A 17,058-nucleotide genomic window follows, 5' to 3' on the forward strand; every position below is an offset into this window, starting at 1 on the left:
CGATCATAACCCTCCAACCTTTGCGCTTTTTTATCGAACCTATGCGAATAGACTCCTCTCCAACGCTTATTGGTTGAGGAGTCCTGAACATGGGTTTGTTAGTTGAAGGTCGCTGGCATGACCAGTGGTACGAAAGCAGCAAGGACGGCGCGTTCCAGCGTGAACAGGCGCAACGTCGTAACTGGTTGACCGCCGACGGCAAGCCCGGCCCGACGGGTGTTGGTGGTTTTGCAGCCGAGGCCGGCCGTTATCATCTCTATGTGTCCCTCGCCTGTCCGTGGGCGCATCGCACGCTGATCCTGCGCAAACTCAAAGGCCTCGACAACCTGATCGACGTCTCGGTAGTCAGTTGGCTGATGCTGGAAAACGGCTGGACCTTCGACCAGAACCTAGGCTCGACCGGCGACAAACTCGATCACTTCGACTTCATGCACCAGCGCTACACCGCCGACACCGCCGACTACACCGGTCGTGTCACCGTGCCGGTGCTCTGGGACAAACAGCAGAACCGCATCGTCAACAATGAATCGGCAGAGATCATCCGCATGTTCAATGGCGCTTTCGATGACCTGACCGGCAATGACCTGGATTTCTATCCGGCACCGTTGCGCGGTGAGATTGATGCGCTAAATGAGCGGATTTATCCGGCGGTGAACAATGGCGTTTATCGCGCCGGGTTTGCCACGTCGCAGTCGGCTTATGAAGAAGCGTTCGACGGATTGTTCGCGGAACTGGATCGACTGGAAGAGTTGTTAGGCGCCAATCGTTACCTGGTCGGTGAATACCTGACTGAGGCGGACATCCGGTTGTTCACCACGCTGATTCGCTTTGATGCGGTGTACCACGGCCACTTCAAGTGCAACCTGCGGCGGATTGCCGATTATCCGAATCTGTCGAACTGGCTGCGGGAGATTTATCAGTGGCCGGGGATTGCCGAGACGGTGGATTTTCAGCACATCAAAAATCACTACTACGGCAGCCACAAGACCATCAACCCGACGGGTGTTGTGCCGAAAGGGCCGGCGCAGGATTTCACAGCAACCCATGATCGGGCGCGATTGAGTGGGAAAGGGGTTTGGCGCAGGACCCAGGCTTGATCCGAAATTTGCAGCGGATTTGAGGACCCTATCGCGGGCAAGCCCGCTCCCACAGGGTTTTAGGTGATGGCAAAAATTGCAGGTTCACCAAATGACCTGTGGGAGCGGGCTTGCCCGCGATGGAGGCGACTCGGTGTTTAGACCTGCGCCTGAGCCCCTTCAAACCACGCCAGTTTCTCGCGCAATTGCACCACTTCCCCAACAATCACCAGCGTCGGCGCATGCACTTCATGCTCCGCCACCAGCCGTGGCAAATCGGCCAGCGTGCCGGTAAACACCCGCTGATTGACCGTGGTGCCCTGCTGAATCAGCGCCGCCGGGGTATCCGCCCCGCGACCATGCTTGATCAACTGCTCGCAGATGATCGGCAAGCCCACCAGCCCCATGTAAAACACCAGGGTTTGCGCCGGCGCGACCAGGTCGGCCCACGGCAAATCGGTGGAACCGTCCTTCAAGTGCCCGGTGACAAATCGCACCGACTGCGCGTAATCGCGGTGAGTCAGCGGAATCCCGGCATACGCCGCGCAACCGCTGGCCGCGGTGATACCCGGCACCACCTGGAACGGGATGCCATGGGCCGCCAGTTCTTCGATCTCTTCACCGCCGCGACCGAAGATGAACGGATCACCGCCCTTCAACCGCACGACCCGCTTGCCTTGCTTGGCCAGATCCACCAATTGCTGGTTGATCTGATCCTGAGGCACGGCGTGATCAGCGCGACGCTTGCCGACGTAGACCCGCTCGGCATCGCGGCGACACAAATCGAGAATGGCCGGGGCGACCAAACGGTCATACAGCACAACATCGGCTTGCTGCATCAGGCGCAAGGCTCGGAAGGTCAGCAAGTCTGGATCACCAGGACCCGCGCCGACCAAATACACTTCACCGGTAGCGACCGGCGCTTCGCCATTGATCTTCGCCAGCATAAGGCGCTCAGCTTCGGCGCCCTGCCCGGCCAGTTGGCGGTCGGCAATCGGGCCCTGGAACACGTCTTCCCAGAACGCCCGACGCTGCTGCACATCCGGGAACAGGCCTTTGACCTGGCTGCGAAAACGCGCCGCCAGACCGGCCAATTGACCGTAAGTGGAAGGAATCCAGGTTTCCAGCTTGGCGCGGATCAACCGCGCCAGCACCGGCGCGTCGCCGCCGCTGGACACCGCAATAATCAAGGGAGAGCGGTCGACGATTGCCGGGAAGATCACGCTGCACAAGGCTGGCGCATCCACCACGTTGACCGGCACACAACGCCGATGGGCATCGGCGGAGACTTGCGCGTTCAGCGGTTCGTCGTCGGTGGCGGCAATGATCAGCCCGCAACCGTCCAGGTCCGCTTCGACGTAGCCACGCACCAGACACTCGCCACCGCTGCCGACAACCAGTTCGCGCAGTTGCGGTTCGATTTCAGGTGCGACCACCCGCAGCAGCGCACCGGCTTCGGCCAGCAGGCGGGATTTGCGCAAGGCAATTTCCCCCCCGCCGACGACCAACACACGACTGCCGCGAAGATTATGAAACAGCGGCAGATAGTCCATTTAGCCGATGACCTCGAGGCCACCCATGTACGGTTTCAATACTTCAGGCACACGGATAGAACCGTCGGCCTGCTGGTAGTTTTCCAGCACCGCCACCAGCGTACGACCGACCGCCAGGCCGGAACCGTTCAGGGTGTGAACCAGTTCAGGCTTGCCGGTTTCCGGGTTGCGGAAACGCGCTTGCATGCGACGGGCCTGGAAGTCGCCGCAGTTGGAGCACGACGAAATCTCGCGGTACTTGTCCTGGCTCGGAATCCACACTTCCAGGTCGTAGGTCTTGACCGCGCTGAAGCCCATGTCGCCGGTACACAGGGCAATCGTGCGATAAGGCAGCTCGAGCAATTGCAGAACTTTTTCGGCGTTGGCGGTCAGGCCTTCCAGCGCTTCCATCGAGGTCGACGGCTCAACGATCTGCACCATTTCGACCTTGTCGAACTGGTGCTGACGGATCATGCCGCGAGTATCGCGACCCGACGCACCGGCTTCACTGCGGAAACACGGCGTGTGGGCAACGAACTTGATCGGCAGCAGTTTCGAATCGACGATCTCGCCGGCCACGATGTTGGTCAGCGACACTTCAGCGGTCGGGATCAGGTACAGATCGGCTTCGCCTTCACGGCTGATCTTGAACAGGTCTTCTTCGAACTTCGGCAGTTGACCGGTGCCTTGCAGCGCAGGCGCCTGGACCAGATAAGGCGTGTAAGCCTCTTCGTAACCGTGTTCGCTGGTGTGCAGGTTGATCATGAACTGCGCCAGGGCGCGGTGCATGCGGGCGATCGGGCCGCGCAACAGGGCGAAACGGGCGCCGGACAGCTTGGCGGCGGTTTCGAAGTCCAGCCAGCCGAATTTCTCGCCCAGGGCCACGTGGTCCTGAACCGGGAAATCGAACGCGGTCGGGGTGCCCCAGCGGCGCACTTCGACGTTGCCGTCTTCGTCATCACCGATGGGCACGGATTCGTGCGGCAGGTTCGGGATGCCGAGCAGGATCGAATCCAGATCGGTCTGGATCCCGTCGAGCTCGACTTTACCGGCGCTCAACTCGTTCGCCATGCGCTCAACGTCGGCCATCAGCGGCGCGATGTCTTCGCCACGCTGCTTGGCCTGACCGATGGATTTGGAGCGCGCATTACGTTCAGCCTGCAGTGCTTCGGTGCGGGTCTGGACGGTCTTACGCTGTTCTTCCAGCGCTTCGATGCGCGCAACATCCAGCGTGTAGCCACGGGATGCCAGGCGGTCCGCTACGTCCTGAAGGTTGCTACGTAACAGTTTGGAATCGAGCATGTCGGTCTCTCGTTATCAAAGTTTGGTCAAGGACAGGCCAGCCCAGGTCGCGAGCAGCCCTCCGAATACGCTGATGGCAGCATAGCCCAGGGCTAGCGGCATTTGCCCGGTTTCAAGCAGGCGCACCGTATCCAGTGAAAAGGATGAAAAAGTCGTCAGCCCCCCGAGGAAGCCGACCATCAACCCGGCGCGCACCTCAATCGGCACCTCCGGGCGGATCAAAAACAGACCGTATAGAACGCCGATCAGCAAACAGCCGACGATATTAACGGCCAGCGTCGCGGTATAGAAGTGCCGCGGCCAATTAGCGTTGACCCAATTACCGGTGGCAAAGCGCAACAGTGTTCCGGCGATGCCGCCGACGGAGACCGCAATGACCAAAGGAATCACTATGTTCTCCGCTGCCGGGGGCTTAGACGGTCAAGTTGTGCGAGGTGATTGAGCTTTTCGCCGATCTTCAGCTCCAGGCCGCGAGGCACGGGTTGATAGAACGGTTGCGGCTCGAGTTCTTCCGGGAAATAGTCTTCGCCAGCGGCGTAAGCGTCCGGCTCATCGTGGGCGTAACGGTATTCATCGCCGTAACCCAATTGCTTCATCAGTTTGGTCGGCGCGTTGCGCAAATGCAGCGGCACTTCCAGCGAACCGTGTTCGGTGGCGCTGCGCATGGCGGCCTTGAAGCCCATGTACACCGCGTTGCTTTTCGGCGCGCAGGCCAGATAGGTGATGGCCTGGGCCACCGCCAATTCGCCTTCCGGACTGCCGAGGCGTTCCTGCACTTCCCACGCCGCCAGACACAGGCTCAGGGCGCGTGGATCAGCGTTGCCGATGTCTTCGCTGGCCATGCGCACCACCCGCCGGGCCAGGTACAGCGGATCGCAACCGCCGTCGATCATCCGCGCGAACCAATACAACGCGCCGTCGGGATTGGAGCCGCGCACCGATTTATGCAGGGCGGAAATCTGGTCGTAGAACGCCTCGCCGCCCTTGTCGAAACGCCGACGGGTATCGCCAAGCAGACTTTGCAGCAGATCGACGCCGATCTCGCTGTTGTCTTCAGCCAGGTCCGAGGCGTTTTCCAACAAATTGAGCAGACGCCGGCCATCGCCATCCGCGGCGGACAACAGCATCTGGAAACCTTCATCGCTGAGGGTCAGTTGCCGCTTGCCCAAGCCACGCTCTTCGGTCAGCGCGCGATGCACCAGTTTGCGCAGGGCCGCTTCGTCGAGGCTTTTGAGCACGTAGACGCGTGCCCGGGAGAGCAAGGCGTTGTTGAGTTCGAACGAGGGGTTTTCCGTGGTCGCGCCGATGAAAATCAGGGTGCCGTCTTCAACGTAGGGCAGGAAGGCATCCTGCTGCGACTTGTTGAAACGATGCACTTCATCGACGAACAGAATGGTGCGCTTGCCGTATTGGCCGGCCTGCTGCTTGGCGATTTCCACCGCCTGACGGATTTCCTTCACGCCGGCCAATACCGCCGAGACCGTTTCGAAGTGCGCATCCGAGACTTCCGCCAGCAACCGCGCCAAGGTGGTTTTGCCCACGCCCGGCGGGCCCCAGAAGATCATCGAGTGCAGGGCACCCTGCTCCAGGGCTTCGCGCAAAGGCTTGCCGCGAGCGAGCAGGTGTTCCTGACCGACGTACTCGTCCAGATTGGCTGCACGCAGGCGTGCAGCCAAGGGTTGAGCGATCGGGGCGCTGCGAAACAGGTCCATCACGTGCGGTTGAAACCTCGCTTTATTACCCAGTTCTCAAGTCTGGCGAAATCCTGTGGCGAGGGAGCTTGCTCCCGCTGGACTGCGCAGCAGTCCCATTTTTTGGGGGCGCTTCGCGCCCCAGCGGGAGCAAGCTCCCTCGCCACACAAGCCCATTCCCACAGGTTTGCGGTTTATTCCTGGATCACGTCCGCACCCTTGGGGATGTCGAACTTGAACTTGGACGCCGGGATCGGCTCGTTGGCCTTCACGCCGGTGAACAGGATGTTGGTGCGCTGGCCGACGCTGTCGATCAGTTGCATGTCATTGACCAGGCCATTGCGGAACGACAGACGCAGGCTGTCGAACAGGGTGTCTTTGGTTTTCGGCTTCAAGGTGAAGTCGATCACGCCGCCGGCTTCCTTGGCGCTGATGTCGAAGCTTTGGCTGATCTTGGACACGTCACCGGACAGCAGCAGCGCCGGTGTCTGGGTCAGGCGCTGGTCGAGGGTCTTGATGGTGACCTGCTCCAGGTCCGGGTCCCACAGGGATACCTTCTTGCCATCGGAGACCATCAATTGCTCTTGCGGTGCGTCGGTGTGCCAATAGAACAGGCCGGGACGCTGCAGGGACATTTGCCCGGCGGTTTCCTGCAATTGAGTGCCGCTGCCATCCAGCGTCAGCTGAGAGAAGCGTGCAGTCAGGGTCTGGGATTTTTCCAGCAGTTGGGTCAGACGCGCCACGTCCTTGTCATCGGCGTGGGCCGAGAGCGTGGTCAAAGCCAGTACCGGCAGCAACAGCATGCGGATAAGACGCATGGGAGTCCTCATAACATTCGTGGGAGTTCGGGCGGCGCATCACTGCGCCACCCTTTCAAATCAAATCAGTCGCGTACCGGGCCAGGCGCCAGGACTTCACGCGAACCGTTGGTATTCATGGACGTCACGACCCCGGCCATTTCCATGGCTTCGATCATGCGGGCGGCGCGGTTGTAGCCAATTTTCAGCTTGCGCTGAACCGCAGAGATGGACGCACGACGGCTTTCCAGAACGAACTGCACCGCTTCGTCGTAGAGCGCATCGGATTCGCTGTCTTCGTCGCCACCGCCACTGCCGCCGTCGAAACCGCTGCCGGCCTCTTCAACACCGGCCAGGATATCGTCGTTGTATTCCGGTGCACCGCGCAGTTTCCAGGCTTCAACCACCCGGTGAACCTCGTCATCGGACACGAACGCACCATGGACACGGATCGGCAGGCTTGTGCCCGGCGGCATGTAGAGCATGTCACCGTGGCCCAGCAGTTGTTCGGCGCCGCCCTGGTCGATGATCGTCCGGGAGTCGATCTTGCTCGACACCTGGAACGCCATACGCGTCGGGATGTTGGCCTTGATCAGACCGGTAATCACGTCAACCGACGGACGCTGGGTCGCGAGGATCAAGTGGATACCGGCCGCACGGGCCTTCTGGGCGATACGGGCGATCAGTTCTTCGACCTTCTTGCCGACGATCATCATCATGTCGGCGAATTCGTCGACGACCACGACGATGGTCGGCAGCTTGGTCAGCAGCGGCGCTTCGTCGTGAATGCTTTCGCGCTTGTACAACGGGTCAGTCAGCGGCGTACCGGCATCCTGGGCTTCCTTGACCTTGGCGTTGAAGCCCGACAGGTTTCGTACGCCCATCTTCGCCATCAGTTTGTAGCGACGTTCCATCTCCGCCACGCTCCAGCGCAGGGCGTTGGCCGCGTCCTTCATGTCGGTCACGACCGGGCACAGCAAGTGCGGAATGCCTTCGTAGATCGACAGCTCAAGCATTTTCGGGTCGATCATGATCAGCTTGGCGTCTTCCGGGCCGGACTTGAACAGGATCGACAGGATCATCGCGTTCACACCCACCGACTTACCGGAACCGGTCGTACCGGCCACCAGCAAGTGAGGCATTTTCGCCAGGTCAGTGATGACCGGCTTGCCGCCGATGTCGTGGCCCAGGGCCAGGGTGACCGGCGACTTGAAGTTGTCGTACTCAGGCGTCGACAGCACTTCGGAGAACCGCACGATCTGGCGGTCTTCGTTGGGAATCTCGATACCGACGGTGGTCTTGCCCGGAATCACTTCCACCACACGAACGCTGGTCACGGCCAGGGAACGCGCCAGGTCTTTCGCCAGGTTGGAGATGCGACTGACTTTGACGCCAGCGGCGGGCTGGATTTCGTAACGCGTAATGACCGGGCCCGGATGGATCGAATCCACCGAGACTTCGACGCCGAATTCCTTGAGCTTGATTTCCAGCAAGTGGCCAACGGCTGCCAGCGACTCCGGGGAATAGTTGAGTTGTTTCTTTTCGGCCGGGTCGAGAATCGAGATCGGCGGCAAGGTGCCTTCCACCGCGCTGTCGACGAACAACGGCGCCTGTTTCTCTTTCTCCACGCGCTTGCTCGGTGCTGCCGGCTTGGGTGGTGCTGGCGCGATGACGGGCGGCACCTGCTTCTCGCGGTCCGACATGTGCTTGCTCAGAGCCTGCTCACGCTCGATCAGGCGTTCCTTGACCTTGGCTTGCTCGCGCTTGTCCGTCACCGTCGGGGCGACCACGTCATGCACGCGATCGTCGACTTCACGCAACTGTGCAACCAGTTGTTTGCGCTCGACACGGGCGGCCCACCAGCGATTGGCCGCGCCCTGGAACAGTTCGAACAGGTCGAGGGTGATCTTGCCGGTGAGGTCCATCACCTTGAACCACGACAGGTCGGTGAACACGGTCAGGCCGAACAGGAACAGCGCGATGAACAACAGCGTGCTGCCCTGGATGTTCAGTGCGTTCCTGGCCAGGTCGCCAAGGCTTTCGCCTAGCGCGCCGCCGGCACCGGCCGGCAGACCGGTGGCCGCATGGAAATGGATATGCGCCAGGGCCGCGCCCGACAGCACCAGAAACACCAGGCCGATCAGGCGCCAGGAGAACAGCCAGCCGCTCCACTGCCACTGCTCGTGGCGCTGACGGAAGATCTGATACGCCTTGATCGCCAGTAACAACGGGAAGATGTAGGCAAAGTAACCCAGCACCATGAACAGGATGTCAGCGCTGTAGGAGCCGACCGGCCCGCCGAAGTTCTGCACGTCGTCGATCTTGCTGTTATGGCTCCAGCCCGGATCGTCCTTGCCATAGGTCAACAAGGCCATCATCAGGAACAGGCACAGGCCGCCGATGGCGATCAATGCACCTTCCTTGAGCCGGTAGTGCAAGTGCTGGCGCCAGAGTGGAACGACGACTGTTTTGGGTGCTGCGGTGGATTTCTTCAAAACGCTTCTTTTCCTGCGCCCAAGGCGCGTCCATCTGTTGAATGACTATAAAAAACTGCCCAATCCAGGCAGGTAAAAAAGTTAACACGCGCAACTGGGACTACTTTTAACACTGCACCCCGGTTTTTATAAACACGGTACGCACAGCTAATTTTGTTACAACCACTGTTACAGACGGCATTGTACGGGTTTGTTCGCCCGACGCCATGCTTGAAGCCCTTCGGTGTAGCATAGCCAGACGCACGTTACGCGCGGTTCAATTTGAGCATGCATTCTCTTTTGTGACAAAGGCTTATGAGGTGTTTTTATGAGCGAACCGAAGCATTCCCGCCTGATCATTCTGGGTTCCGGCCCCGCCGGATACAGCGCAGCCGTTTATGCCGCACGCGCCAACCTCAAACCCGTTGTCATCACCGGCATACAGGCAGGTGGCCAGCTGACCACCACCGTCGAAGTCGATAACTGGCCCGGCGACGTCGAAGGCCTCACCGGCCCGGTGCTGATGGAACGCATGCAAAAACACGCCGAGCGCTTTGCCACAGAGATTGTTTACGACCATATCCACACCGCCAAGTTGCAACAGCGCCCGTTCGAGTTGATCGGCGATGGCGACACTTACACCTGCGACGCACTGATCATCGCCACCGGCGCTTCCGCGCAGTACCTGGGGCTGCCTTCGGAAGAAGCCTTTGCCGGCCGAGGGGTTTCGGCCTGCGCCACCTGCGACGGATTCTTTTATCGCAATCAAGTGGTCGCTGTCGTCGGCGGCGGCAATACCGCGGTTGAAGAAGCGCTGTACCTGTCGAACATCGCCAAGGAAGTCCACCTGATCCACCGACGCGACAAGTTGCGCTCGGAGAAGATTCTCCAGGACAAACTCTTCGAAAAAGCCGCCAACGGTAATATTCGCCTGCACTGGAATCAGAATCTCGATGAAGTGCTGGGCGATGCCAGCGGCGTGACCGGCGCCCGCCTGCGCGACAGCCACACGGGCGAAACCCGTGAATTGGCGCTGGCCGGCGTATTCATCGCCATCGGCCACAAGCCCAACACCGATCTGTTCGAGGGCCAGTTGAAAATGCGTGACGGCTATCTGCTGGTCAGGGGCGGCAGCGAAGGCGACGCCACGGCCACCGAGATCCCGGGCGTGTTCGCCGCCGGCGACGTGGCCGATCACGTTTACCGCCAAGCCGTGACCTCCGCCGGGGCTGGCTGCATGGCCGCGCTGGATGCGGAGAAATACCTCGACGACATTCCCACCGTTTGACGGCACACTTTACGGCGGGCTCACCAGCCCGCCACCGCCCTCCCCTTCTGCAAGCCCGGATGCCATGCTGACTTGGTTACAACGCAACACCCTGACGTTCCCGCCGCTGGAAAAAGCCATGCGCGACCCCAACGGACTGTTGGCCGCGGGCGGCGATCTGTCTGCCGATCGTCTGATTCAGGCTTATCGCCACGGCTGCTTTCCATGGTTCTCGGAGGGCCAGCCGATCCTTTGGTGGTCGCCGGATCCACGCACCGTGTTATTTCCCGACGAACTGCATGTCTCGCGCAGCCTGAGTAAATTGTTGCGCCAACAACGCTATCAAGTGACCTTTGATCAGGATTTCGCCTCGGTCATCAGCGCCTGCGCCGCTCCCCGGGAGTATGCCGACGGGACCTGGATCACTGACGCGATGCAGACCGCTTATCTCGAACTGCACAAGCGTGGCTACGCGCATTCCGTCGAGGTCTGGGACGATGGCGTGCTGGTGGGCGGACTGTACGGCCTGGCGATGGGTCAGCTGTTTTTCGGCGAGTCGATGTTCAGCCGCGCCGACAACGCCTCGAAATATGGCTTTGCCACCTTGGTCCGACATCTGAAAGACTCTGGTTTTGTGCTGATCGACTGCCAGATGCCGACCGACCATCTGCACAGCCTTGGCGCCCGAGCGATTCCTCGGCGCGACTTCGCCAATTTCCTCGCGCAGCATCTGGATCAACCCAGCCGCGCAACCTGGGTTTGCTGAGCGACTTTTGCGCGTGTGGCTTACACTTAATTCAAAGCTAATTCCCGAGGGTTGATCATGACCGAGTTGGCGCGTTTGAAGTTCTATGCCACTCAACCCCACTCTTGCAGTTATCTGCCCGAGGAGCAGGCCACGACGCTGTTCCTCGACCCTAGTCAGCCCATGGATGTGCATGTCTACGCAGACCTGTCTGAAATGGGTTTTCGTCGCAGCGGCGATCATCTCTACCGGCCTCATTGCCAGAATTGCAATGCGTGCGTCCCGGCACGCATCCCCGTGGCGCAATTTACCCCCAACCGCCAGCAGAAACGCATCTTCAAGCGCAACGCCGACCTGCAAGTGCGCCCAGCCAGGCCGCAATTCAGCGAAGAGTATTTCGATCTCTATCAGCGCTACATTGAACAGCGTCACGCCGATGGCGACATGTACCCACCGAGTCGCGACCAGTTTGCGACGTTCCTGGTGCGAGACTTGCCGTTCTCACGATTTTACGAATTTCGTCTCGAAGGCCGGCTGTTGGCGGTCGCCGTGACCGATTTGCTGCCGAACGGCCTGTCGGCGGTTTACACCTTCTACGAGCCCGATGAAGAACGACGCAGCCTGGGTCGCTACGCGATCCTCTGGCAAATCGGCGAAGCCCGACGTCTTGGGCTGGAAGCGGTCTACCTCGGCTATTGGATCAAAAACTGCAAAAAGATGAGCTACAAGACGCAATATCGCCCTATCGAACTGCTGATTAATCAGCGCTGGGTCATCCTGAACTAGAACCCCTTGGCTTAAACCCCATTTTTCGGGCACAATGCACGCCGCTTTTGCCTGGCGCAGTTGCACCGGGCCATTCATTGGACACCGAGGGCTTTACTGCATGTCGAAAGAAGACAGCTTCGAAATGGAAGGCACTGTCGTCGACACCCTGCCCAACACCATGTTTCGTGTGGAGTTGGAAAATGGGCACGTCGTAACCGCGCATATCTCCGGCAAGATGCGCAAGAACTACATCCGTATTCTTACCGGTGACAAAGTGCGCGTCGAGCTGACGCCCTATGACTTGAGCAAAGGGCGCATCACTTACCGCGCTCGCTAATCAAGTCAATACAAAACGCCCGGTTTATGCCGGGCGTTTTTGTTTGTCTGCGATTTGATGGATCAACACTATCCCCTGCTCGCGATAGCGGCATTTCATTCAACATCGATGCAAGCTGACCCGCCGCCATCGCGAGCAGGCTCGCTCCCACAGGGGGGATGTGCCAATCTCTCAAAACTCAGCACACAGCAAAAAGGCGCCTTTCGGCGCCTTTTGCTTTGTCGCGGTTAACGTCAGGCCATTTCGGCCGTGGTTTCGAACTCGAAGGTCAGCTCGCCGTCCTTGAGGTCGATGTGTACCACACCGCCATGGTCGGCCAATTCGCCGAAGAGTATCTCTTCCGCCAGCGGACGCTTGATCTTGTCCTGGATCAAGCGCGCCATTGGTCGAGCGCCCATCGCCGAGTCGTAGCCACCCGCCGCCAGCCAGCTGCGCGCAGCGTCGGTCACTTCCAGCTGCACGCGCTTGTCTTCCAACTGCGCTTGAAGCTCGGTAAGGAACTTGTCCACCACGCTTTTGATGACCTCATGGCTGAGGCGACCAAACTGGATAATGGTGTCCAGACGGTTGCGGAACTCCGGCGTAAAGCTCTTCTTGATCACTTCCATCGCATCGGACGAGTGGTCCTGATGGGTGAAACCGATCGAAGCACGCGCGGCTGTTTCGGCACCGGCGTTGGTCGTCATGATGACGATCACGTTACGGAAATCCGCCTTGCGCCCGTTGTTATCGGTCAGCGTACCGTGGTCCATGACTTGCAGCAGCAGGTTGAAGACTTCCGGATGCGCCTTCTCGATTTCATCGAGCAACAGCACGCAGTGAGGCTGCTTGGTGATGGCTTCGGTCAGCAGGCCGCCCTGATCAAACCCGACATAGCCAGGAGGTGCACCGATCAGACGCGATACGGTGTGGCGTTCCATGTACTCGGACATGTCGAAACGAACCAGCTCGATGCCCAACGCCTTGGCCAGCTGACGCGCCGCTTCGGTTTTACCGACACCGGTCGGCCCTGCGAACAGGAACGAACCGACAGGCTTGTCAGGCGACTTGAGGCCGGCACGGGACAGTTTGATCGCGGTCGACAGTGAGTCGATGGCGGCATCCTGGCCAAATACTGTCAGCTTCAGGTCACGCTCAAGGTTACGCAGCAGCTCTTTGTCGGAGCTGGTGACGTGCTTAGGCGGAATCCGCGCGATTTTGGCGACGATGTCCTCGACCTGAGGCACTTCGATGCGTTTCACGCGTTTCTCGATCGGTTGCAGACGCTGATAAGCGCCGGCCTCGTCGATGACGTCGATGGCTTTGTCCGGCATGTGCCGGTCATTGATGTAGCGTGAGGCCAGTTCGGCGGCCGCACGCAACGCTTCATCGCTGTATTCGATGTTGTGGTGCGCTTCGAACCGACCTTTGAGGCCGCGCAGGATGCCGATGGTGTCTTCCACCGAAGGCTCCGACACATCGACCTTCTGGAAGCGCCGGGCCAAGGCACGGTCCTTCTCGAAGATCCCGCGGAATTCCTGGAACGTGGTCGAACCGATGCAACGGATATCGCCCGACGATAGCAGCGGTTTGAGCAGGTTCGAGGCATCCATGACGCCACCGGACGCGGCACCCGCACCAATGATGGTGTGGATCTCGTCGATGAACAGGATCGCCTGCGGACGCTTTTTCAGCTCATTGAGCAGCGCCTTGAAGCGCTTCTCGAAATCGCCACGGTATTTGGTCCCGGCCAGCAAGGCGCCCAGATCGAGGGAATAGACCACGCTGTTGGCCAGCAAGTCCGGCACCTGGTTGTCGACAATACGTTTGGCCAGGCCTTCGGCAATCGCGGTTTTACCCACGCCTGCCTCGCCCACCAGCAGTGGATTGTTTTTGCGACGACGCGCCAGGATCTGCGCGACACGCTCGACCTCCAGCTCACGGCCTACCAATGGGTCGATACGACCCTGGCGCGCGAGTTCGTTGAGGTTGCTGGCATAAGCATCCAGAGGATTGCCTGAAGAAGAAGACTCACCGCCCTCGTCGTCCTGCATATCTTGCTCACCTTCAGAGTGATCGCCATGCCCCGGCACTTTGGAAATGCCATGGGCGATGTAGTTGACGACATCAATGCGCGCAACGCTCTGCTGTTTCAGCAGGAACACTGCCTGACTCTCTTGCTCACTGAAGATGGCGACCAGCACGTTGGCGCCAGTCACTTCGCGTTTGCCCGAGCTCTGTACGTGGAACACAGCACGTTGCAGTACACGCTGGAAGCCCAGGGTTGGCTGGGTTTCGCGATCCTCGTCATGAACGGGGATCAATGGCGTGGTGGAGTCGATGAACTCCTGCAGATCGTGCTTGAGTTTGTCGAGGTTTGCGCCGCAGGCACGCAAAACGGTGGCGGCAGCCTCATTATCCAATAGGGCCAGCAGGAGGTGTTCGACGGTCATGAATTCATGACGCTTCGAACGAGCCTCCTTGAAGGCAAGATTGAGGGTGACTTCGAGCTCGCGGTTTAACATAGCTTCACCTCATACCCAAGTGGTCGGCGATTAACCGTCCTTCTCGATTTCACAGAGTAGCGGATGCTGGCTTTCCCTGGCGTACTGGTTGACCTGCATGGCCTTAGTCTCGGCGATGTCGCGGGTAAACACTCCACATACTGCCCGTCCTTCTGTATGGACGGCCAACATGACCTTGGTCGCCAGCTCCCGATTCAGGTTAAAAAACACCTCGAGCACTTCGACGACGAAATCCATCGGTGTGTAGTCATCATTGAACAAAACCACCTTGTACATCGGTGGCGCCTGTAATGCAGGCTTCGCCTCCTGAACAGCAATGCCTGCGGAATCGTCGTCTTGAGTCCCCGGGTGATCTTTCTGGAGAACCGGGCGATCCTGATTGAATGTTAGTCGAATCTGGCTGATTGCATGCATGGAAAGAAAGGTTCGTCAGTTGTGCAAATACAGTGGTGGGGGCGGCTAGGGACGATTTCAACTCCGACCGCCCGGTCACCTTGACTATCGGGAAAACGGTGTTACAACCAATAGAGCCCACAGTGGGTAAAAAAGGTCCGCGGAGTCAATCTTATTTAAGGATCTGACTGCGGATGTACTGGATGATACTCCAGTGATGGAGTCTGTTGCAGAGGGATATGGGTATGTCAGGCGTCAAGGACAACGAGAAGATCAAAGGCACCGCGAAAGGTAAGGTCAAGTGGTTTAACAACGCCAAGGGTTATGGCTTCATCGTCGAGGATGGCCACAGCGAAGATCTTTTCGCCCATTACTCGGCTATCCAGATGGATGGTTATAAAACCCTGAAAGCCGGTCAAGCTGTCACCTTCAACATCATTCAGGGACCGAAAGGGCTGCACGCCATCAATATTGGCGCGCCTGAAGACGCTGCCCCGGTCACCGCGCCTGCCACACAGCAGACCGTTACGGCGTAAACCGCCACACGTCATCCAGTCATAAAAAAACCGCCCGATTCGATCACTGAATCGGGCGGTTTTTGTCGTGCGTGAACTCGCTTACATGTGCGAGATGAGCGCATCACCGAACGCAGAGGACGACAGCAGTTTCGCGCCTTCCATCAAACGGTGGAAGTCATAGGTCACGGTCTTGGCCGAAATCGCGCCGTTGGTGCCCTTGATGATCAGATCCGCCGCTTCGGTCCAGCCCATGTGGCGCAGCATCATCTCTGCGGACAGGATCAGCGAACCCGGGTTGACCTGGTCCTTGCCGGCGTACTTCGGCGCAGTACCGTGGGTCGCTTCGAACATGGCAATGGTGTCGGACAGGTTGGCACCCGGTGCGATACCGATACCACCCACTTCCGCCGCCAGGGCGTCGGAGAGATAGTCGCCGTTCAGGTTCAGGGTCGCGATCACATCGTATTCGGCCGGGCGCAGCAGGATCTGCTGGAGCATGGCGTCGGCGATGGCGTCTTTGACGATGACGTTCTTGCCGGTTTTCGGGTTCTTGAACTGCATCCACGGACCACCGTCGAGCAGGGTCGCGCCGAATTCTTCAGCGGCCACTTCGTAGGCCCATTCCTTGAAGGCACCTTCGGTGAACTTCATGATGTTGCCTTTGTGCACGATGGTCAGCGAGTCGCGATCGTTGTCGACCACATACTGCAACGCCTTACGCGCAAGGCGCTTGGTGCCTTGCAACGAAACCGGCTTGACGCCGATACCGCAGTTCTCGTCGAAACGGATCTTGGTAACGCCCATTTCTTCTTTGAGGAACTTGATGACCTTAGTCGCTTCCGGCGAACCGGCTTTCCATTCGATGCCGGCGTAGATGTCTTCCGAGTTCTCGCGGAAGATCGTCATGTCGACGTCGCCTGGCTTTTTGACCGGGCTAGGCACGCCTTCGAACCAACGCACCGGGCGCAGGCACACATAAAGGTCGAGTTGCTGACGCAGGGCCACGTTCAGGGAACGGATGCCGCCACCGACCGGGGTGGTCAGAGGGCCCTTGATGGAAACCACGTAATCCTTGACCGCGTCCAGGGTTTCCTGAGGCAGCCAGGTGTCCTGATCGTAAACCTGAGTCGCTTTTTCCCCGGCGTAGACTTCCATCCAGGAAATTTTGCGCTCGCCGCCGTAAGCCTTCTTAACAGCAGCATCGACAACCTTGATCATGACCGGGCTGATATCAACGCCAATACCATCACCTTCGATGAAGGGGATGATCGGGTTGTTAGGAACATTGAGAGAATGGTCCGCGTTGACGGTGATTTTGTCGCCGACTGCTGGAACCTGAATCTTCTTGTATCCCATGCTGAACTCCATTGTTTGGATTGAACATCTGGCTTCGTTCGAGCGTACCCCAGTTAAATCGGCACGCAAACCCTATGTTCCATCCATCTGCCGCAAAGCTGCACAGTTCGCGACGTACAAGCCTGAAAGCAAAGGGAAAAGCGCCAAACTCAAGCACGGTGCAAGACTCTACGCCCCACTCGCCCCTGCGACCTTTAGACCAATGGACGAGAATCGTTACGTATGAACCATCGGCAGATTGCCAGCTACCTATGTATAATGCCGCCCGCTGACCACAGAGTCACGACGGCCGACCTTT

The 17,058-nt window shown here is 59.1% G+C and carries 15 protein-coding genes; 6 read left to right on the top strand and 9 right to left on the bottom strand.

The features are described from left to right. The first annotated feature begins 89 nt into the window (after nt 1–89). Nucleotides 90–1,097 (top strand): glutathione S-transferase family protein, encoded by a 1,008-nt coding sequence (locus tag ACYZT6_RS16285; RefSeq protein ID WP_462027793.1) that lies wholly within the window; start codon nt 90–92, stop codon nt 1,095–1,097. A gap of 137 nt (nt 1,098–1,234) precedes the next feature. Here ACYZT6_RS16285 and cysG read toward each other — a convergent pair whose 3' ends face one another. The 6 genes from cysG to ACYZT6_RS16315 all read right to left on the bottom strand — a co-directional run bounded on the left by cysG (nt 1,235) and on the right by ACYZT6_RS16315 (nt 8,893). After that, entirely contained in the window at nt 1,235–2,629 is a 1,395-nt protein-coding gene (gene cysG / locus ACYZT6_RS16290) for a siroheme synthase CysG (protein ID WP_462027794.1), read from the bottom strand. After that, nucleotides 2,630–3,910 (bottom strand): serine--tRNA ligase, encoded by a 1,281-nt coding sequence (gene serS / locus ACYZT6_RS16295; RefSeq protein WP_462027795.1) that lies wholly within the window; start codon nt 3,908–3,910, stop codon nt 2,630–2,632. It abuts the gene before it with no gap. Between the two features lie 15 nt (nt 3,911–3,925). Next, a complete protein-coding gene (gene crcB, locus ACYZT6_RS16300; protein ID WP_403104281.1) occupies nt 3,926–4,300 on the bottom strand; it encodes a fluoride efflux transporter CrcB in 375 nt (124 codons plus the stop codon). Next, a complete protein-coding gene (locus ACYZT6_RS16305; protein ID WP_462029967.1) occupies nt 4,300–5,622 on the bottom strand; it encodes a replication-associated recombination protein A in 1,323 nt (440 codons plus the stop codon). The genes crcB and ACYZT6_RS16305 overlap by 1 nt, the downstream gene beginning before the upstream one ends. Nucleotides 5,623–5,795: 173 nt before the next feature. Further along, nucleotides 5,796–6,419: an outer membrane lipoprotein periplasmic chaperone LolA gene (lolA, locus tag ACYZT6_RS16310; protein ID WP_007904916.1), complete on the bottom strand. Its 624-nt coding sequence runs from the start codon at nt 6,417–6,419 to the stop codon at nt 5,796–5,798. 65 nt (nt 6,420–6,484) lie between these two features. After that, on the bottom strand, nt 6,485–8,893 hold the full coding sequence (locus ACYZT6_RS16315) for a DNA translocase FtsK (protein ID WP_462027796.1): 2,409 nt from the start codon (nt 8,891–8,893) through the stop codon (nt 6,485–6,487). 307 nt (nt 8,894–9,200) lie between these two features. Between ACYZT6_RS16315 and trxB the strand changes: the two genes are divergently transcribed. From trxB to infA, 4 genes are all read left to right on the top strand, one after another. Further along, nucleotides 9,201–10,160 (top strand): thioredoxin-disulfide reductase, encoded by a 960-nt coding sequence (gene trxB / locus ACYZT6_RS16320; RefSeq protein ID WP_462027797.1) that lies wholly within the window; start codon nt 9,201–9,203, stop codon nt 10,158–10,160. A gap of 64 nt (nt 10,161–10,224) precedes the next feature. After that, nucleotides 10,225–10,905 (top strand): leucyl/phenylalanyl-tRNA--protein transferase, encoded by a 681-nt coding sequence (gene aat, locus ACYZT6_RS16325; protein ID WP_461974870.1) that lies wholly within the window; start codon nt 10,225–10,227, stop codon nt 10,903–10,905. A 57-nt stretch (nt 10,906–10,962) separates the two neighbouring features. Next, entirely contained in the window at nt 10,963–11,670 is a 708-nt protein-coding gene (locus ACYZT6_RS16330; protein ID WP_462027798.1) for an arginyltransferase, read from the top strand. 100 nt (nt 11,671–11,770) lie between these two features. Next, a complete protein-coding gene (gene infA / locus ACYZT6_RS16335) occupies nt 11,771–11,989 on the top strand; it encodes a translation initiation factor IF-1 (protein ID WP_002553999.1) in 219 nt (72 codons plus the stop codon). Nucleotides 11,990–12,222: 233 nt separating this feature from the next. On the opposite strand, the gene clpA is transcribed toward infA, so the two are convergent. Both clpA and clpS read right to left on the bottom strand, forming a co-directional pair. After that, nucleotides 12,223–14,493, bottom strand: a complete 2,271-nt coding sequence (clpA, locus tag ACYZT6_RS16340; protein ID WP_007946437.1) for an ATP-dependent Clp protease ATP-binding subunit ClpA — start codon at nt 14,491–14,493, stop codon at nt 12,223–12,225. Between the two features lie 30 nt (nt 14,494–14,523). Continuing rightward, nucleotides 14,524–14,907, bottom strand: a complete 384-nt coding sequence (gene clpS, locus ACYZT6_RS16345; RefSeq protein WP_461974874.1) for an ATP-dependent Clp protease adapter ClpS — start codon at nt 14,905–14,907, stop codon at nt 14,524–14,526. A gap of 224 nt (nt 14,908–15,131) precedes the next feature. Between clpS and cspD the strand changes: the two genes are divergently transcribed. Continuing rightward, nucleotides 15,132–15,422 (top strand): cold shock domain-containing protein CspD, encoded by a 291-nt coding sequence (cspD, locus tag ACYZT6_RS16350; RefSeq protein ID WP_462027799.1) that lies wholly within the window; start codon nt 15,132–15,134, stop codon nt 15,420–15,422. A gap of 81 nt (nt 15,423–15,503) precedes the next feature. Here the strand turns inward: cspD and icd are convergent, their stop codons facing one another. After that, on the bottom strand, nt 15,504–16,760 hold the full coding sequence (gene icd, locus ACYZT6_RS16355; RefSeq protein ID WP_461954776.1) for an NADP-dependent isocitrate dehydrogenase: 1,257 nt from the start codon (nt 16,758–16,760) through the stop codon (nt 15,504–15,506). Between the last annotated feature and the right edge of the window lie 298 nt (nt 16,761–17,058).

The organism is Pseudomonas sp. RT6P73, from assembly GCF_054897715.1.